The 18,006-nt window shown below is 71.6% G+C and carries 12 protein-coding genes and 1 pseudogene; 5 read left to right on the top strand and 8 right to left on the bottom strand.

Translation table 11 applies throughout. From position 1 onward, the window contains the following. Positions 1-58 precede the first annotated feature (58 nt). On the bottom strand, positions 59-1,153 hold the full coding sequence (locus VG276_05815) for a polymer-forming cytoskeletal protein (protein ID HEV8648919.1): 1,095 nt from the start codon (positions 1,151-1,153) through the stop codon (positions 59-61). Positions 1,154-1,315: 162 nt separating this feature from the next. Here VG276_05815 and valS point away from each other — a divergent pair, with 162 nt between their 5' ends. Next, on the top strand, positions 1,316-3,886 hold the full coding sequence (valS, locus tag VG276_05810; GenBank protein ID HEV8648918.1) for a valine--tRNA ligase: 2,571 nt from the start codon (positions 1,316-1,318) through the stop codon (positions 3,884-3,886). A gap of 45 nt (positions 3,887-3,931) precedes the next feature. Here the strand turns inward: valS and VG276_05805 are convergent, their stop codons facing one another. Both VG276_05805 and VG276_05800 read right to left on the bottom strand, forming a co-directional pair. Further along, positions 3,932-4,942 carry a magnesium transporter CorA family protein gene (locus VG276_05805; GenBank protein ID HEV8648917.1) on the bottom strand — a complete coding sequence of 337 codons (1,011 nt, stop codon included), beginning with the start codon at positions 4,940-4,942 and terminating at the stop codon, positions 3,932-3,934. 130 nt (positions 4,943-5,072) lie between these two features. Continuing rightward, positions 5,073-6,827 (bottom strand): amino acid permease, encoded by a 1,755-nt coding sequence (locus VG276_05800; protein HEV8648916.1) that lies wholly within the window; start codon positions 6,825-6,827, stop codon positions 5,073-5,075. Positions 6,828-7,544: 717 nt separating this feature from the next. On the opposite strand from VG276_05800, the gene VG276_05795 reads away from it, so the two are divergent. Both VG276_05795 and VG276_05790 read left to right on the top strand, forming a co-directional pair. Continuing rightward, positions 7,545-8,690, top strand: coding sequence for a hypothetical protein (locus tag VG276_05795; protein HEV8648915.1), 1,146 nt, complete (start codon positions 7,545-7,547; stop codon positions 8,688-8,690). Positions 8,691-8,710: 20 nt separating this feature from the next. Then, complete coding sequence (locus VG276_05790; GenBank protein ID HEV8648914.1) at positions 8,711-9,313, top strand: class F sortase; 603 nt, start codon at positions 8,711-8,713, stop codon at positions 9,311-9,313. A 94-nt stretch (positions 9,314-9,407) separates the two neighbouring features. Here the strand turns inward: VG276_05790 and VG276_05785 are convergent. Then, a pseudogene (locus VG276_05785) lies at positions 9,408-9,491 on the bottom strand (LysE family translocator). A gap of 266 nt (positions 9,492-9,757) precedes the next feature. Between VG276_05785 and VG276_05780 the strand changes: the two are divergent. After that, on the top strand, positions 9,758-10,405 hold the full coding sequence (locus VG276_05780) for a phosphatase PAP2 family protein (GenBank protein HEV8648913.1): 648 nt from the start codon (positions 9,758-9,760) through the stop codon (positions 10,403-10,405). 107 nt (positions 10,406-10,512) lie between these two features. Continuing rightward, complete coding sequence (locus VG276_05775) at positions 10,513-11,085, top strand: phosphatase PAP2 family protein (GenBank protein ID HEV8648912.1); 573 nt, start codon at positions 10,513-10,515, stop codon at positions 11,083-11,085. A gap of 147 nt (positions 11,086-11,232) precedes the next feature. Here VG276_05775 and VG276_05770 read toward each other — a convergent pair whose 3' ends face one another. The 4 genes from VG276_05770 to VG276_05755 all read right to left on the bottom strand — a co-directional run bounded on the left by VG276_05770 (position 11,233) and on the right by VG276_05755 (position 17,542). Further along, positions 11,233-11,742, bottom strand: coding sequence for a hypothetical protein (locus tag VG276_05770; GenBank protein HEV8648911.1), 510 nt, complete (start codon positions 11,740-11,742; stop codon positions 11,233-11,235). Positions 11,743-12,094: 352 nt separating this feature from the next. Continuing rightward, entirely contained in the window at positions 12,095-12,619 is a 525-nt protein-coding gene (locus VG276_05765) for a hypothetical protein (protein ID HEV8648910.1), read from the bottom strand. A 235-nt stretch (positions 12,620-12,854) separates the two neighbouring features. Beyond that, entirely contained in the window at positions 12,855-13,913 is a 1,059-nt protein-coding gene (locus VG276_05760; protein HEV8648909.1) for a methyltransferase domain-containing protein, read from the bottom strand. A 146-nt stretch (positions 13,914-14,059) separates the two neighbouring features. Continuing rightward, positions 14,060-17,542 carry an AAA family ATPase gene (locus tag VG276_05755; protein ID HEV8648908.1) on the bottom strand — a complete coding sequence of 1,161 codons (3,483 nt, stop codon included), beginning with the start codon at positions 17,540-17,542 and terminating at the stop codon, positions 14,060-14,062. Positions 17,543-18,006 lie beyond the last annotated feature (464 nt).

Below are 18,006 nucleotides of genomic sequence, written 5' to 3'. Positions count from 1 at the left end.
CCGCCGAGAAGCTCAGGAACGTCCTGGCGAGGGGGAGCATCCAGATGAACCCGGCCGGTCATCGTGCCCGCTCGGCGAGCCGGCGCCGGCGGCGAGGGAGCGCGAGCACCAGCGCGCCCAGCCCCAGCAGCACCAGCAGCGCCTCCAGCCATCCGCCCACCACGGGGATCGCCGAGAGCAGCACCACCACCAGCACCCCGAGCGCCAGTCCACCGAACCCTCGGACAAACGACCGGGCATCCTCGCCGAACAGCAGCCGCCCCAGGGCAAGCCCAACCGCCGTCTGGGCCCCGAAGGCCACCGCCAGGAAGAACAGGAAGGCGATGATGCCCGCGGCCAGGGTCCCGCCGAACGCGGTCGCGCCCGTCAGCGACCCCAGTCCGAGCAGGCCCAGCACGACTGCCACCAGGACCGTCACCAGGACGAGCACGAGCAGCACGACCACCACGCCGACGACCGCCAGGATCCCGGTCCCGAAGCTGGCTAGCGGACGTCGCCGTACCGACTCGGCGGCGCCCTGCAGCATCCGTGGCGCCAGCCACAGCAACAGCGCGCCCACGACAAGGATGCTGAGGTACCGCCGCAGGCGGTCAAGCGCGCGCTCCGCCAGCGTGGGCGGCTGTTCCTCGGGCTGCCGGACGCTGACCCGCTCGCTGCCGGCCACCGAACCGCTCCGCGTGTAGCTGCCGGTGGCACCCAGCACGCTGCCGGCGACGGCGCCATCCATGCGCATCTGCCCCGTGCCGAAGATCAGGTCCCCGCCCACCTCGGCCCCTGGGGCGACGGTTGCCTGACCGGCTCCGACCAGCAGGTCCTCTCCCACCCGTCCTTCCACTCTCGCCTGGCCGGCGCCGACCCGCACGTCGCCGTCGACCTGCCCCGAGATCGTGGTGGTCCCGGCGGCCGCCAGCACGTCGCCGGTGACCGTGCCGGAGACGGTGACCTCTCCTCCGGTGGCCACCAGGTCGCCCTCGACCCGGCCGTCGACCCGCACCGTCCCAGCGGAGGCGTACAGGTCGCCCCGAACGGTCTCTCCCGCGGGCACCGTCACCTCCTGGCCGCTGCGCACCTTGCCGCCGAGCTCGGTCTCCTGGGCCAGCGCCGCAGCCGACAGGAGCGCCAGCGCGACGGCCATGAACACGATCCCCTTCATGGGCGGACTCCTTGATGGGTCCGGTGAGCCTGCTGGCCGACCGGACGTGTCACCGGACGTTTGGGAATGCCACTGTTTCGGCCGCGGCAACACCCAGTCCGTGACGACGCTGGACTCGCCAACGGCACCCCGCAGTCTTGCCGATCCGGGTACCTTGGCACCATGACTGCCATTCCCGAGAAGCCGTCGCTCGATGGCCTGGAGGCGAAGTGGGACGCCTTCTGGCAGGAGCAGGGCACCTACCGGTTCGACCGGTCCAAGGGCCGCGAAGCCGTCTACGCCGTCGACACGCCGCCACCAACGGTGAGTGGCTCGCTCCACCTTGGCTCGGCCTTCGGCTACATCCAGACCGACGCCATCGCCCGGTTCCAACGCATGCAGGGCCGCGAGGTCTTCTACCCGATGGGCTGGGACGACAACGGCCTTCCCACCGAGCGCCGAGTGCAGAACTACTACGGCGTTCGGTGTGACCCGTCGATCCCCTACGACCCGACCGGCATCCTGCCGGGGGGCGACAGCGCCCAGCGCCCCATCTCGCGGCGCAACTTCGTCGAACTGTGCCACCGCCTCACGGAGAAGGACGAGCAGGTCTTCGAGCGGGTGTGGCGCACCCTCGGCCTCTCGGTCGACTGGACGCTCACCTACGCCACCGTCGACAACCGGTCGCGCCGGATCGCCCAACAGGCGTTCCTGCGGAACCTGCGCCGGGGTGAGGCGTACGCGAGGGAGGCGCCCACGCTGTGGGACGTCGATTTCCAGACCGCCGTGGCCCAGGCCGAACTCGAGGAGCGGGAGTCGCAGGGCGCTCTGCACCGCGTGACCTTCGCCCGAGCCGACGGCGACGAGCCGGTGCACGTCGAGACGACCCGTCCGGAGCTGCTGCCGTCGTGCGTTGCTCTGGTGGCCCACCCGGATGACGACCGACACCGTCCGCTCTTTGGCGCGGAGGTGGTCACGCCGCTGTTCGGCGTGCGGGTGCCGGTGGTCGCCCATCCCCTTGCCGAGCCGGACAAGGGTTCTGGCATCGCAATGGTCTGCACCTTCGGCGACACGACCGACGTGGTCTGGTGGCAGGAGCTCGACCTGCCACTGAGAGTGGTCATGCAGCGTGACGGGCGGTTCCAACACGCGACGCCCGAGTGGCTGGCCGGCAACGAGGCCGAGGCCGCCTGGGCCGAGCTGGCGGGCAGGAGCTCCAGGCAGGCGCGGGCCCGCGTGGTGGAGCTGCTGCGCGAGTCGGGCGACCTGGTGGGCGAGCCCCTGCCCATCACGCATCAGGTCAAGTACTACGAGAAGGGCGAGCGGCCGCTGGAGATCGTGACCAGCCGTCAGTGGTACATCCGCAACGGCGGCCGGGACTCGCAGGTGCGCATGGCGCTGCTCGAGCGAGGCCGCGCCCTGGCCTGGCACCCCGACCTCATGCGGGTCCGGTACGAACATTGGGTGGAGGGCCTCAACAGCGACTGGCTGATCAGTCGCCAGCGCTTCTTCGGCGTGCCATTCCCAGTCTGGTACCCAACGGGCAGCGACGGCGAGCCGTTGCGCGACGAGCCGATCCTGTGCGACGAGGCGGCGCTGCCGGTGGATCCACAGAGCGAGCCGCCTCCGGGGTACGAGGAGAGCCGGCGCGGCAAGCCGGGCGGCTTCGTCGGAGACCCGGACGTCATGGACACCTGGGCCACATCGTCGCTCACGCCACAGATCGCCTGCGGCTGGGAGGACGATCCCGACCTGTTCGCCCGTACCTTCCCCATGGACCTGCGGCCTCAGGGCCCGGAGATCATCCGGACCTGGCTTTTCTCGACCGTGCTGCGTTCCCACCTCGAGCACGAGACCCTGCCCTGGTCGCACACCTTCATCAATGGTTGGGTCCTCGACCCCGATCGCAAGAAGATGTCGAAGTCGAGGGGCAACGTGGTCACGCCGATGCCATTCGCCGAGGAGTACGGCGCCGACGGGCTGCGCTACTGGGCGTGCCGGGGCGGGCCGGGAACTGACACGGCGATCGACCGAGGGCAGATGAAGACCGGGCGGCGCCTCGCCGTCAAGCTACTCAACGCGTCGAAGTTCGTGTTGGGACTGAGTTTCGAGGGCGGTCCAGCGTCGACGGTCACCGAGGACGTTGACCGGGCCATGCTGGCGCAGCTTGCGGCGGTGGTGGATGACGCCACTGCGTCGTTTGAGGTGTACCAGTACCACCGGGCGCTCGAGCGGAGCGAGACGTTCTTCTGGCATTTCTGTGACGACTATGTCGAGCTGGTGAAGGACCGCTCGTACGGCAGCGGCGCGCCTGCCCGCTCGGCTCGGGCGGCGTTGTCGATGGCCCTGTCAACCCTGCTCCCCTTGTTCGCGCCGTTCCTTCCGTTCGTCACCGAGGAGGTGTGGTCGTGGTGGCAGCCCGGTTCGGTCCACCGAGCACCTTGGCCAAGGAGCGAGGAGCTGCGCACTGGGGCGGGCGGAACCGACCCGGCCGTCCTGGACGTCGCCGCGGAGGTCCTCGCCGAGGTGCGCAAGGCGAAGTCGACGGAGAAGCGGTCGCTGCGCACCAAGGTGGCCCGGCTCACAGTGGCGGACGTCGGCGACCACCTGGCGGCGCTGCGGATGGCAGAGGCTGATCTGCGCGCGGCTGGCCGCGTTGCCGACCTGGTCCTCCACGAAGCACCCCAACGGCTGGTCACTGTCGAGCTGGCGCCGATCGCCGAGCAGGTTGGCTCCATCGGAGCGGGTCCGTAAGCCTGGACCACCTCGTGGTCAGTCACTCATGGCCCGGCGGGCGGGCTACCACCATCCCTGCCGCTTGGTCCATCGCAGCAGGGCTGCCGACATCACCGCCATCACCGCCAGCACCACGATGAGCTGCACAAGATGGGTCTGCTCGTTCACGATCACGTTCATCCCGTAAATGGACGACAACGCCGTGATCGGCAGCGTGACCGCCGCGATCACGGCCAGTCGCTCCGCGGCGATGGTCATCTTGGTCTCGGTTCGTGTCTGGTAGAACTCGATCACTCCCTGGAGGAACTCCTTCTCGCCGTCAGCAACGCTGCGGACCCGGCCGAACTGGTCGACGAGATCCTCCACCAGCGGCCGTGCTTCAAGGGGAACGAGGCGGCTGAGGGTGGCCATCCGCCCGTAGATCTCGCGGCTCTGCGCGGCCATGGTGCGGACCGTGAGCAGTTGGTGCCGGGCGCGGAAGAGCTCCTCGAGGAACTGCTCGGGGTCGCCGATGTCGCCGCTCATCACCTGCTGCTCGAGCAGCCCGGCCTCACGGGCAAGGGTTGCCACGAACGCCTCCTGGTGGCGCGTCAGGGCCGACACGATCGCATACGACAGCTCGAACGAGGAGCGGGCATCCAGGCGGCCCGTCTCGATCCGCTTGAGCACCGCGCGGGTCTCGCGGAGGGCGGCGTCGGCCGGGGCCGCCGGGTTGACGGGCCCGTGGATGGTGACGAGGTAGTTCGGCCCGACGAACTGGTCGAGCTCAAGGAGGTGGACATGGCCGCCCTTCCCGGGCTCGGACGCGTGGAGGACGACGAACACGTGGTCGGCGTAGGGGTGGACCTTGGGGACGTGGTTGCGATCGACACAGTCCCGGATGGCGAGCGGGTGGAAGCCGAACACCTCTGACAGCACCCGGACGGCTTCCTCGTCACAGTTAGGGATGTCCACCCAGACGAGCCCGTCCTCGCGGTGGAGCAGCGCCTCGAGCCCCTCGACGGGACGGCGCTCAACGCCCTTCTCGGATACCAAGCGAACGTCCACCCCGCTCGCCACCTTGCGAACGTCCATTCCGCTCGCCACCTTCCGAGCCGCAGTGATCCCAGCCTTGTCGTTCCGAGACTGCACGGCAGGCAAGGGCTCGGCAACCCTGGCCAGGCCCAGACCCTGGCCAGGCCCAGGTCCCTGGCCTGCGCGCAGCTCAGCCGGGGGCCGGCGGGTCCTCGAGCTGGGCGGCCTCGAACCGATAGCCCATGCCCGGCTCGGTGAGGAAGTAGCGGGGCACGGCCGGGTAGGGCTCCAGCTTGCGGCGGACCCGGGCCATGAACACCCGCAGGTAGTTGGTCTCCTCGCCGTACTGCGGCCCCCACACCTCCTGCAGGCCACCGAGAGTGGCCCGGTCCAGGTTCTCGACCAGCACGACCACCTCGTGGCGGGGCTTGGGCGGCGCCAGCGTCTCGGACACCTCGACCTTGAGGTCGTCGAACTCGCGGGCGTAGGCCTGGTTGGTGCGGGTGAGCAGGAACACCAGCAGCGGCAGCGCGACCAGCACCATCCAGGCGCCGGCGGCGGACTTGGTCTGGACGATGTCCAGCAGCACCCCGAAGGTCACCAGAGCGCCCAGGCCGTTGACCACGACGCCGTAGCGCCAACCCGGCTCGCGCAGCCGCAGGTGGCGGCGGGTCATGCCCGCCTGTGACAGCGTGAACGAGGTGAACACCCCGATGGCGTACAGCGGCAGCATCCGGTTGTAGTTGGCCTTGAACGCCACGATGACCACCGCGGCGGCCACCGACAGGATGATGATGCCGTTGGAGAACACCAGCCGGTGCCCGCGCTTGGTGAACTGCCGGGGCAGGAACGCGTCACCGGCGGCGAACGAGGCCAGCCGCGGGAAGTCGGCGTAGGAGGTGTTGGCGGCCAGCACCAGGATGGCCAGCGTCGCCGCCTGGAACAGGTAGAAGAAGGTGCTGCCCGCCGGCGACCCGCCGAGCACCCAGCGGGCCAGCTGCCCGATCAGGGTCGGGGTGCCACTGTCGTAGGGGCGCACGCCGACCCTGACGGCAAGGAAGCTCACCCCGATGAACAGCGAGCCGAGGATCACCCCCATCGCGATGAGCGTGCGGCGCGCGTTCTGGGCTTCGGGACGCTTGAACGCCGGCACCCCGTTGGAGATCGCCTCCACCCCGGTCAGCGCCGTGCAGCCCGACGCGAACGCGTGCAGCACCAGCAGCACGCCCACGGTGGCCAGCTGTGGCGGCAGCGGCGCGGTCTGCCCGGCAGGGACCGGCTCGAGGTGGCCGGTGACCTGCCGGACGATCCCGATCACCAGCATCAGCGCGCAGGAGCCGACGAACAGGTAGGTCGGGACCGCGAAGATCCGACCCGACTCGCGTACCCCAGCCAGGTTGGCCCAGGCGATCAGCACGATCGCGACCAGCGACAGCGGGAGCACGAAGCGGTGCAGGGGCTCCACCGCGGTGGTCACCGCGGCCACCCCGCTGGTCACGCTCACCGCCACGGTGAGCACGTAGTCGATCAGCAGCGCCGACCCGGCCACCTGAGCGAGCCCCGGCCCGAAGTTGTCCTTGGTGACGATATAGGCGCCGCCGGCCGTCGGGTAGGCGGTGATGGTCTGCCGGTAGGACAGGACGAGGATCGCCAGCAGCCCGCCGATCGCGAGCGCGACCGGGAACGCGAGGCTCGTCGCCACCGCCCCGGCAGCCACCAGGACCAGCATGATCTGCTCGGTGCCGTAGGCGGTCGAGCTGATCGCGTCCGAGGAGAACACCGCCAGTGCCACCAGCTTGCGCAGCCGCTCGTGGGCCAGCCGCGAGGTGGCCAGCGGCGGCCCGAGCAGCACGTTCTTCGCGCGGTAGCCAAGCGACTGGTAGCCGGTAGGCTGATAGTCGGTCGGTGGCGCGTGAAGCGGCCGGCCAACGGTCTGCTGGGTCACACGATCCTCTCCTGCCCGATCCTGCCTCGCCCCCACCCCTATAGCGGAACGAGGTGCCGTCGAGGGCGGCATTTACGGGTTCCTAACGCCGGCGGTCGGGCTGTTGACGGCTTGTTAGCACCCTCCGGGGCTCGTCGAAGCGGGCGGGTCACCCCGGACGGCCGGTCGTGCGGGGAGATGCCGGCGGGCAGCAGCGGTCTCCTCCGGTAGACGGCCAGCCCCAGCAGGCCGGACACGGAAACCACGCTGCCCGAGCGGCCCCGGACGTGAAGACGAGCAGCGTTTCCGCTGGTCGCAGGTTGATGTGGTGGGGCCTGCCAGGTCTTGAACCTGGGACCTCGTCCTTCTCAGCCAGCGGCAGGGACCCGCTGTGGTGGCTCCTCGGTACTTCTACCTAGGTCGGCCGGTATGGGCGGTTTGCCCGTGCGCTTCGGGCTCGGCGCGGAGATGATCATTTGGCGCCTCACGGAACAGGGGCGCGTGCCGGTGAGTCGGGTTGTAGTTCTCCGTCTCGCCCATACTGCGTACCACCGCGACCGACCACGCTGACCTACCACGTGGCCTCGGTCGGTTTGGAGGGGCATCGTGCGCGTACGTACCGGTCTCGTCGCCCTCGTCAGCTTCGTTCTCGCGGCCGTGGCCGCCTGCACGCCCAGCACGACCGGCCGCTCTGGCTCGCCTTCCTCATCCTCGGCGGCGGGGCATCAGGGGATGAGCATGGCCGTTCCCACACCCGCCGCCAAGGGGTCACCTGCCCAGGTGCGGGCCCAGTTCGAGCAGCTTCTCGGGCAGCACACGTTCCTCGCCGTGCGGCTGATGCGCAGCGTCGTGTCGGCGGCGCCGGACCGGCAGGCGGCCGAAGCGTCGCTGCAGCACAACACCGAGGCGCTGAGCCAGCTGGTCGCGGCGGCGTACGGCAAGGATCAGGGCGACCTGTTCACGCAGCTGTGGCAGCGTCACATCACGAACCTCCTGGCCTATGCGAACGGCGTGGCCACCCACGACGAGTCGGCGAAGCAGGCGGCACGGGCCGCCCTGGTGGCGGACGGCGACGCCTACGGCTCCTGGCTCGCCGGTGCGAGCCAGGGCCGGACCCGGGCGAGCGACGCGGTGCGGGTGCAGGTCGAGGAGCTCATGAACCAGCTCGACGCCTACGCCGCGCGCGACTACGACCAGGCGTACCGGATCCAGCGCGAGGCCTTCGAGCACATGTTCACGGCCGGTGCCACGCTGGCGAAGGCCAGCGTCACGCCCGAGCTCGGGGCCGGCCTCGACACGCCGCCGGTGAGGCTGCGGTCGGCGTTTGCCATGCTGCTCGGCGAGCACATGGAGCTGATCGTCGAGGCGCAGCGGGCGACCTTCGCCGGGTCGCCGGAGTTCAAGGCGGCCGCCGCGCAGGTCAATGCCAACACCACCGCGCTGACCCAGGCGCTGGCTGCGATCGTCGGCCCCCGCAAGGCCGCCGAGTTCCAGTCGGCGTGGGCTGACCACGTGGAGGGGCTGATCGCCTACACCGCCGCGGTCGCCGGCAGGGACCAGGCCGGCAAGGCCGCGGCCCAGAAGAAGCTGAACACTGTCGTGGTCACACTCGCGGTGTACTTCGCCGGCGTCGTCCGGGATCAGGGCGCCGTCGTTCCCCTCACCGGCGCCATCACGATGCACGACCGGCACCTGACCGAGCAGGCCGACGCCTACGCCGCCAAGGACTACGGCAGGGCGCAACAGCTGGAGCTCGAGGGCGACCAGCAGATGCTCGGCGTCGCGAACACCCTCGTCGACGGCATCCAGCGGACCGTGCGACCCGGGCTGCCTGTCGGGGGTTCGCAGACCGGCGGCGGCGGTACGGCGCGCCGGTCGCGATGACTCGTGGGAGGCGTTGGTTCGTGGCCAGCGCGGCCGCGCTCGTCCTGCTCGCGGGCTGCTCGGGGTCGGGCCCGCGGCACACCGAGCCGTCCCCGGCGGCCAGCTCTCCGACGCCGGACCGGGCAACCAGTGGGGCCGAGGCCGCGCGCGGCTTCCGCTCGGTGCGCGGCTACCAGGCCACGCCCATCCCCGTCCGGCTCACCATCCCCAGGATCGGCGTGGCCAGCTCCCTCGTCCCGCTCGGCCGGGCACCCGACGGCACGGTCCAGGTGCCCGGCCGGTGGGAGGTGCCCGGCTGGTACGCGCCCGGCCCGCGACCAGGCGACCCCGGGTCGGCGGTGATCCTGGGTCATGTCGACTCCACCCGCGGCCCCGCGGTGTTCTTCCGGTTGCACGAGCTGCGTCGGGGCGACGAGGTCCACGTCACGCGCGCCGACCGGTCATCGGTGCGGTTTGTCGTTCAGCGGACCGCGCGGTACGCCAAGAGGCTGTTCCCGACCGATGAGGTGTACTACCCCACGCTGACCTCCGTGCTGCGCCTGGTGACGTGCGGCGGGCAGTTCGACTTCACCGCAGGCCACTACCGCTCCAACATCATTGTCTTCGCCACGATCAAGACCTGACCGTGCGGCCTTTAGCGGGCCGTTCGGAGTGCTTCGCGTGGCGGCTGCGCGAGCGCTGCGGCCACGCCGAGGGTGAGCACCTGGCGCCATGCCGGCCCGCGGCCGGGTCGATGAACTGGGGCAGCAGTGACAAGAAGAACAGCGCGGTCTTCGGGTTGAGCGCGTTGGCCAGGAAGCCGTTGGCGATGAGCAGGCGCGCCCGGGTGGGAGGACGCCAAGGGTTGCCTCGTTGGGGCCTTGCTCCATACGATCAGCCAGCGGTCGCCTGCGACGGGCGGCTCGTGCGGACGCACGTCACATGGCGACCGCAACGGCGGCTGTTCGACCGCTCGCTCGGTGGGCATCCCGACCACGATGGGGGACGATGAGCGCCTTCCGGACCAGGATCCAGCCGGTTTGGCCTGCCCGACCGGGAGCGGGGGCATCCGAAGCGGGCCGCGTGCCGTGAGGCGCATCCGGCGAGACCTCATCGTGCTGGTGGCCAGCCTCGCGGTGTTTGCTGCCTGCGCGGTCATTGTGGCCGACGGGCGGGTCGGGCCGGCCGAGCGGGCGGTGTTCGACGCCGTCAACGGGCTGCCCGACTGGCTGTACCGGCCGATGCTGGTAGCCCAGTACCTGGGCGTGCTGGCGATGCCGCTGGTCGTCGCCGCCGGCGCACTGGCGTTGCGGCGCTGGCGCCTTGCCGGCGCGCTGGTGCTGGTGGTGCCCTTGAAGCTCGCCGCCGAGCGGGTCGCCAAACTGCTGGTGGAGCGGGAACGTCCGGGTACCACGGTGCCGGACGCGATCCTGCGCGGGGTGCCCAGCGCCGGACTGAGCTTCACCTCCGGGCATGCCATCATCACCTTCGCCATCGCCGGACTGCTGGTGCTGGTGCTGCCGCGCCGCTGGGGGATCGTCGCGTTCGTGCTGGCTGTGCTGAACGCCGTTGCGCGGGTGTACCTGGGGGCGCACAACCCGCTGGACGTGGTCGGCGGGGCCGCGATCGGCCTGGCGGTTGCTGCCACGCTGGACCTGGTTCTGGATGTCGCCCGTGACCGCGGGGGCAGCCGGCGCGGGGAGACCGCCTCGGCGCGGGAGGATCGGGCCACCTGAGGAGAAACGAGCCGGAGGAGACCGTCGGGGACGCGCTCGCACGGCGAGTCGAAGCCCGGCGGGGTCCAGCGTCTCGCCTGACCCAAGCGCTGCGGGAGCTGGGGGCGGTGGACCGGGCGGTGTACCAGGCCGTGGCCCGCACCCCCACCGCCGAGCTCGATGCCCCCGTCCGCCGGCTCTCGGACGCCGCGAACTGCTCACGCCTGTGGCTCGGCATCGCCGCTGCGATCGCTCTGCTCGGAGGCAGGCGCGGACGCCGGGCGGCGCTCGAGGGTGTCGTCTCGATCGGCGTGACCTCGGCGACAGTCAATCTCGGCATGAAGTCCGTGGCCGAACGGCCGCGTCCAGACCGTGTCGGGCCCGACGTGCTGGCCCGCCACGTGCGGATGCCCGCATCCACCTCGTTTCCCTCCGGCCACGCGGCGTCGGCCTTCGCGTTCGCCTACGCCGTGGGCCGTCACCTCCCGGGCCTGGCCGTGCCCCTCCGGCTGCTCGCCGCCGGGGTCGCCTACTCGCGGGTCCACACCGGCGTGCACTACCCGGGCGACGTGGTGATCGGCTCCATCGTGGGGGCCGGAACCGCGGCAGTGGTCGCCGCGGTGTGCGACCGCCTCCCCCCACCGCGCCACAGGATCAGGAGCCACCAGGTCCGGTGGCTGGGTCGAGGTCGTGGTCGTTGAACACCTTCTGGTTGAATCGTTCGACCAGGCCTCTGATCTCTTCCGGCGTCGGCATCGCTCACTCGCCCCCTCCCCTCCGGTGCCGCCCGTTCTTTTCCTGACCCAAGGGAACGGAGCCGAAGACCTGGGCCCAGCGTGGTCTAGAGATCAGACGTAGGTGACGTCCACTTCGAGGGTCTGCTCGTCGACCCACAGGTTGAGTCCCGCGGCGTGCGTCTTGTACTGAAGGACGACCGGGTAGACGCAGCCGCTCCGGCTGCCGCAGGTGAAGAAGATCGGTCGGGCGCGAGTGAAGGCGTGCCCCTGCCAGTCGAACTGGCCTCCGTTGTTGGAGTCGAACGCGAACGAGTCAGGCTCAGCGGCGACAGGGTTCGCCTCTGTCCCGTTCACGAGCACCCGTGCCTGGCACCATTGGTTCGCAGGCCCGCCGTAGCAGTCGGTCTCAGCGGCGACACGAACGACTGCGTAGGCGCGGCGGCCGTATTGCACCGTGAACGACGACACGCCGCAGGAAGCCGTCGTCCAGGTCGTGTTGCCGGTGTAGGTCCGGGGTCCCGAGTAGGTGCGGGTCGTGACCTCCCGGTAGAGGTTGTGCGCCCGGAACGAGCTGCAGACCGGTGTTGCGGCGAATCCCTGCGGCCCCTTGTCGGCTGGCATGGCGCCAGCGGAGCTTGCTGGAACAAGCGTGGCGAGCAGCGCTGTCGCTACGAGCAGAGTGCGACGCAGCAATCTTTCTCCCTTCGGCACGGCACCCTTCATCCGGGTACCTGCGTGGCTTGGTGAGGGTGAGATGGACGGGGAAGCTGTGGACGCGGCCGGGGCGGGGACCGGGCCGTGGCGAGGCAGACGGCCTCACAGGCACGGCTCGAACGCATCGCTGGCCCCCCCGGGTCGTCCATGGCGGCGCGAAGCTTCTCTCGACTCCCCCAGTGATGCAAGCATTTGATCGTATTGACATTATTGACAGAGTGTGATCGTGGCCAGCAGAGCCCTCACCAGTCCCGGATCGTCAGAGGGGAGGTCCGCCGTGGGCGATTCGGAAGCGCGGCGCGTGGGGCTCCGGCCGCGACGGGATTCGACGTCCAGCAACGGGCGCACAGGTGCCCGGGCGCTGGAACCTGTCCCGACCGTGGTCGCAGTGGCGCTCGTCGTCCTCTACGCCATTCTCGTCGCCGTGCTGGTCAGGATGCGCGACGATGCCCAGTGGGACCGGCTCGTCTTCCTGCTCGGCGGCTTCGAGGCCATTGTGTTCACAGGTGCCGGCTGGCTGTTCGGCACGACGGTGCAGCGCGGCAAGATCGAGCACGCCAACGCCGACGCCGCACGGGCTCGCGACGACGCCGACGACGCCAAGCAGACCGCCGATCAGGCCCGGACAGAGCGGGACCGGGTGAAGAGTGAGGCCGACAGGGGGCTGGCGCTCAACCATGCGGTCAAGTCCAAGGCCGCGGTCGTAATGAGCGGACGGCAGGGAGCGCGGCCTGGCGAGGAGCCGGTCAACCCGGAGCTCGCCGAGCTCGCGGACCTGGCCCACCGGCTGTTCCCCGCTGCGGGCACGTCTCGCCCGGCGTCCGCTGGCGGGGCGGCGTCCGGCCGTCAACGCCCGACGACGCGGCGCAGCCGGACGCGACCCTCGCGGAAGATCTCTACCAGCTGCTCACCTCTGCCGGCGGGTAAGCAGGACGCCCTGAGTTCGCCGGCCCGGCCGACTCGGCGACACGGGGTGGGTAGGCCTGCCAGGACGTGCACCTGGACCTCTCGGTCACGGGTTAGGGCCGGACCTCGAAGACGAGGTGGAAGGGCGCGTCCCCGGCCAGCCGGACGTGGCCGAAGCCGGCTTCGGCCAGCAGCTCGCGCAGCCGTGCCTCCCCGACCTGGTTGCCCAGGCCCAGCCCGGGCGGCTCCGACATTCCCGACGGCAAGCACCAGCCGGTGGAGGCAGCGTAAAACAGCCGCCCGAGCGGGGTGAGGTTGTCCTCCAGCCGGTCAGGTGCGCGCGGCTCCACCACAAGGACCGTGCCGGCGTCGCTCAGCGCCTGGCGGGCGTGGGCCAACGCGCCGACCGGGTCGCCCAGGTCGTGGAGCGTGTTGAAGAAGCAGACCAGGTCGTAGCGGCCGGAGAAGGCGGTGGCCGAGGCGACCTCGAAGGTCGCCCGGTCGCTGACGCCAGCCTGGGCGGCGGCCTTGCGGGCCCGGGCGACGGCCACATCATGGGTGTCGAAGCCGTAGAAGGTCGACCGGGGATAGGCCTGGGCCATGAGGATGGTGGCGGTCCCTGACCGGCAGACCACCTCGGCCACGCTCGCGCCCTGCTGGAGCCGGGCGGCGACGCCTTCCAGGGAGGCGATCCACGACGCCACGAGCTGGTCGCGCAACAGCGGCCGGCCCATGCGCTCCTGGGCCTCGTACAGGTCGGGGTCGTGCTGGTCCCAGCCGATGCCGGCGCCGCTGCGAAACGCCTCGGCCAGTGCCGCCTCCTCCTTCCACAGCACCGCAAGCGACTGCACGATGCCGCCGCCGTAGACGGGGCTGTCTTCGACGGCGAGGACGGCGGCGACCTCCTCCGGCAGGGTGAAGGTGCCAGCGGCTCGGTCGTAGGCCACATAGCCGCCCGCGGCCTGGCAGGCCAGCCACTCGCGCACGTACCGCTCGGCGGTGCCGGTGCGCTCGGCCAGCTCGGCTGGGGTGAGCGGTCCGGCCCCGGCCATGGTCTGCCACAGGCCCAGCCGGTCACCGACACGGGCCAGCGCCAGACCGGCGCTGGCCGCGGCCTCGGCAAGGGCCCGCTCGGCGAACTGCTGTACCTTCACCATCGTCGCCTCGTCCATCGGTGCCTCCTTCTGCAGGCTCCCCTCGGGTCCATCACGAGGGGCGCGAGTTGGAAGCTGGCGGCGGCTAGCCACGGTCTGGCAACCATCTGGCGGGAGCTACTGGCGGGACTTTCCGACGGCCAAGGGTCGTCGGGCGTCGGGTGCTATCCCGATCTCTCCAGCTCCCATGGGGTGGGTTCGGGTGGCTGGTAGGAGCAGACCGCGCCGGTGTGGATGGACTGGCGCAGGTGTTGGGCGAGCGCGGGATGGCGCTGGTCGAGGCGGGCCAGGCTGTCGCGGATGCGGGCGGTCACCGCCTTGCGGGCCCGCTCGCCGGCGGCGCTGAGCCGCCGGGCGCGCCGGCCCAGCCCGTAGGCGGCCGAGAGGGCCTCCACGAGGGTGTCGCGCTCGACCCGCGCGCGAGCAGCCCGCTCCGGGTCGTGGTCGGCGTCGGCCGCGTCGATCTCGGCGGCAAGCTCGGCCAGCCGCTGGCGGTAGGCGGCCTGAGCCTGCGCGTCGAGCGTCGTGTCGGCGCCGAGGGTGGCTTCCAGGCGCGCCGCCGGGCCGACCAGGTCGGCCGCGGGGATCTCGGCGCCGGGGTTGGCCAGCAGCCGGGCGATGTCGTGCAGGCCCTTGGCGTCGGGCAGCCGCACGGTCGTGCCGGCGTAGTCCAGCGTCCACACCTCCCCGTCGCGGCGGAACACGTTCCGCCCCGGTGGGCTGGGTGGGGCCGGCGAGGCGAGCGCGGCCGTGGCCCGCTCCGCCAGCGCGGGCATGCCCAGCTCGCCGGCGATGTCGGCGGCGTGGCGGAGGAGCGCTTCGGCCTGCGGCCGGTCGCCCGGCTGGCCGCGGGCGAGCAGCACGCGGCCGAGCTCGCAGCGGCCGCGGGCCACGGATGGATGGGCGCCGAGGCGCTGCGCCCGCGCGATCGCGTCCTGGAGGTGGCCGACCGCCTGGTCCCAGCGGGCCAGGACCGCGGCCAGCACGCCGAGGTGGTAGGCGACCGGGTCCTTGCAGACAACCGCGCCGCCGAGCACGACCATGCCCGCGGCGCTGGGCAGCAGCGCGTGGTACACCCGTGCGGCGACGTCGGCGATCGCGGTGGCGTCCACGGCGGCGACCTCGGCGGCGACCTCGGCGAGCCCCGTAAGCTGCTCGAGCTGCTGCCAGCCGAGCGCCCTGGTCACGCTCGGCTCGAGCCGGGACCGCACGACGGCTGCGGCGTCCTCTGCGTGGCCGCGGTCCAGCAGGCGGACCAGCAGGTCCAGCGCCTCGAGATAGGCGAGGACGCCCTGGGGTACGGCCTCGCCCGACGCGGAGCCGGATTGCGACAGCAAGGCCCGCAGCATGGCGACGACTGCCGCGTTGCCCCCGCGTAACCGCTCCAGCTCCAGCCGCTGGGCGAACGCCACCCTTGAGGCGTCTGGCTCCCCGATCCGCTCGGCGAGCGCGCCGGCCTGCCCGATCAGCCGCTCGGCCTCCGCGAGCCGGCCGGCCAGCAGCGCCAGCGCCGCCTGCCGCGACCGCACCATCCACTGGTAGTGGGGCTGGCGCAGCTCCTCGGCAGCCCGGGCGGCCTCGTCGAAGGCGGTGAACGCGGCCGGGTCGCCCAGCTCCAGCAGCGCCACGAACCGGGCCAGCCGTGCCTCCAAGCCTAGGACCGGGTCATCCGCGGCAGCCGCCGCCGCGGCCATCTCCGCCACCACCGGCAGGCGACGGTGGGCCGAGCCTGCGACCCACAGCGCGTCGTGGCGGGCAAGCAGGCACAGCGCCAGCGTCGCGGGGTCGTCCAGCGTGCTGGCCAGCGTCACCGCCTGCTCGCTGAGCTCGCCGGCGCGGGCGTGATCCTGGCCGACGCCATGCGCTAGGTCGCGGGCCAGACAGGCCAGCACCCGGGCCCGCGTGCCGGCCCGGGCAGCGTCCCCATCCTCGGCGTCCAGCGCCGCCCATGCCTGCTGAAGCAGCTCGATGCTGTCGGCATGGGTCGTCAAGGACCGGATGCCACCCCGATGCACCCCAAGGGCCGCGCGGGCCAGCGTCACCGCGTCGCCAGTGGCGCGCGCCTCGGCGGCCGCCTCCAGGAAGCGGGCGCGCGCCTCGGTGAGATCTCCGGCCCGCAGGTGCGCCTCGGCCAGCTCCAGCAGCAGCCCGCGGCGTCCGGCCGCATCCCCGGCCAGGCCGGCCAGCCGCACCGCCTGGGCGTAATGCCCTGCAGCCTCCTCGTGCGCCAGCCGGCCGGTGGCCTCCACGGCCGCCCGGCAGGCGGCCACAAGGGCAGCGGCCGGCTCCACGACCGGCACCGCAAGGATGCAGTGGCGGGCCAGCTCGGCGGCCAGGCCCGACCGGCCCGGCGGGCCGATCGCCCCCAAGGTTGCGGCCAGCCGGGCATGCAGCCGCGTGCGGGCCGACTCCTCCAGCCCCACATACAGGCATTCTCGGAACAGGTCATGGGTGAAGCGGAACGTGCCTGGACCCGCGGTCGCCACGCTCGGTGCCGCGACGGCCAAGACTCGGGCATGTACGGCCACGGCCAGCAGCCGGGTGACCTCCTCCGGCGACCAGCCCGTGACGTGGGCAAGCACCTCGGGGCGCAGCTCCGGACCGGCGACCGCCGCGACGGCAAGTAGTTCCACGCACGCCTGGGGCAACCGCGCCAGGCGTCGTTCGATGGCGTCGCGCACGCCCGCTGGAACCGACCCGGGGGCGCCCGGCGCCAGGGCGGCCAGCTGGGTCACCTGCTGGACGAAGAACGGGTTCCCGCCGGTGCGGCGGTGCACCGCGGCGGCCAGGTCCATGTCCGGCGGCGCGCCACCCAGCTGGGTCATGAGCGCGGCCACCGCAGCCGCCGACAGGCCGGCCAGCGGCAGCAGTTCTGCCCGGACGGCTAACTCGGCCAGCAGCCCGCGCAGCGGATGCCCGGGCGCATCGACCTCCTCGTCGCGGTAGGCGCCGACGACAAGCAACCGTGTGCGGGGCAGGTCAGGGACGAGGAACCGCAGCAGCCGCACGGTGCCCGCGTCGGCCCACTGCAGGTCGTCGAGGACCACAAGCACAGGCTGCGCCGCGGCCGCGCGGCGCAGCATCGTGGCGACGGCGTCGAACATGCGAAACCGATCCACGGGGTCGGCGCCGGCCCGGCCCGGCGCCGGACGTGGACCCACCGTGACACGCTCGCGCTCGGGCTCAAACCCGTGCCCGGCCGGCCGCGCAGTGCCAGCGGCCAGCCCCGACGCAAGCTCCGGCAGCAGGCGCGTCAACCCGGTCGCCGCGCCGCTGACCTGCTGCGCCAGCCGCCCGGTGCCGACCCGTTCGGCATGAGCCCGCAGCGCCTCGACCCACGGCCAGAACCCGGGGACGCCGGGACCCTCCCGGCAGCTCCCCCACAGCACCAGCATCCCGTGGTCGGCGGCATGTCCTGCCACGTCCACCGCGAGCGCGGTCTTGCCGATCCCCGCCTCCCCGGTGATGAACACCAGCCCACCCCGGCCCGCAGCGGTCTCACCCACGGTTCTGCGAAGCGCCGCCACCGCCGACGCCCGCCCGACGAGGCCGGACCGGCTCACGCCGCCACGGTCGACGTCGCCGCCGCCGCCGGGTCGCGACCCGCCCGCGTCATGGCCGTCATTACGGTTCCGGTCGCCAAGCATCCGTCGTCCTGCTCTCTTGGCGTTCTCGCCTCGAGGCCCTCAGGCCAGACAGCCGACCACCACCGGCATACCAACCGCCCCCGCGCCTTCTGCAGGGTTCGCGAGCTGGCCCAGCCTAGGAAGGGCACGCAGGATCGTCAACAGCTGCGTTTTTCGCCTCGACGCACCCTCGTTTCGGACGTTGACCCGGCTCGCGGCGGTGCTAGGAGCGTGGTGTCTTTTTGGAAATCTCACTATTGGTGACAATCCACATGCTGCCTGAGCTGCTAGTTTCACTCAAAGCGTTCGTCCTTCCAGCTGCTGAGGCCCATTGGACACCACGCTCCTAGTGAGGCTTCGCCTCAGACCGCCAAGCGCCAGCCTGGTGCTAGGAGACGTGAGGCCGCGCTCGCCGTAGGGTCTTCCTGGCTGGGGAGGTGGTCGGGGTGGCACGGCGCAGGTCGGTCGCTGAGGTGCTGGATGGG

It is taken from the genome of Actinomycetes bacterium (genome assembly GCA_036000965.1).
Taxonomy (GTDB): Bacteria; Actinomycetota; CALGFH01; order CALGFH01; family CALGFH01; genus DASYUT01.
Note: the sequence above shows the minus strand (reverse complement) of the source record. Positions and strands in the feature narration are given on the sequence as shown.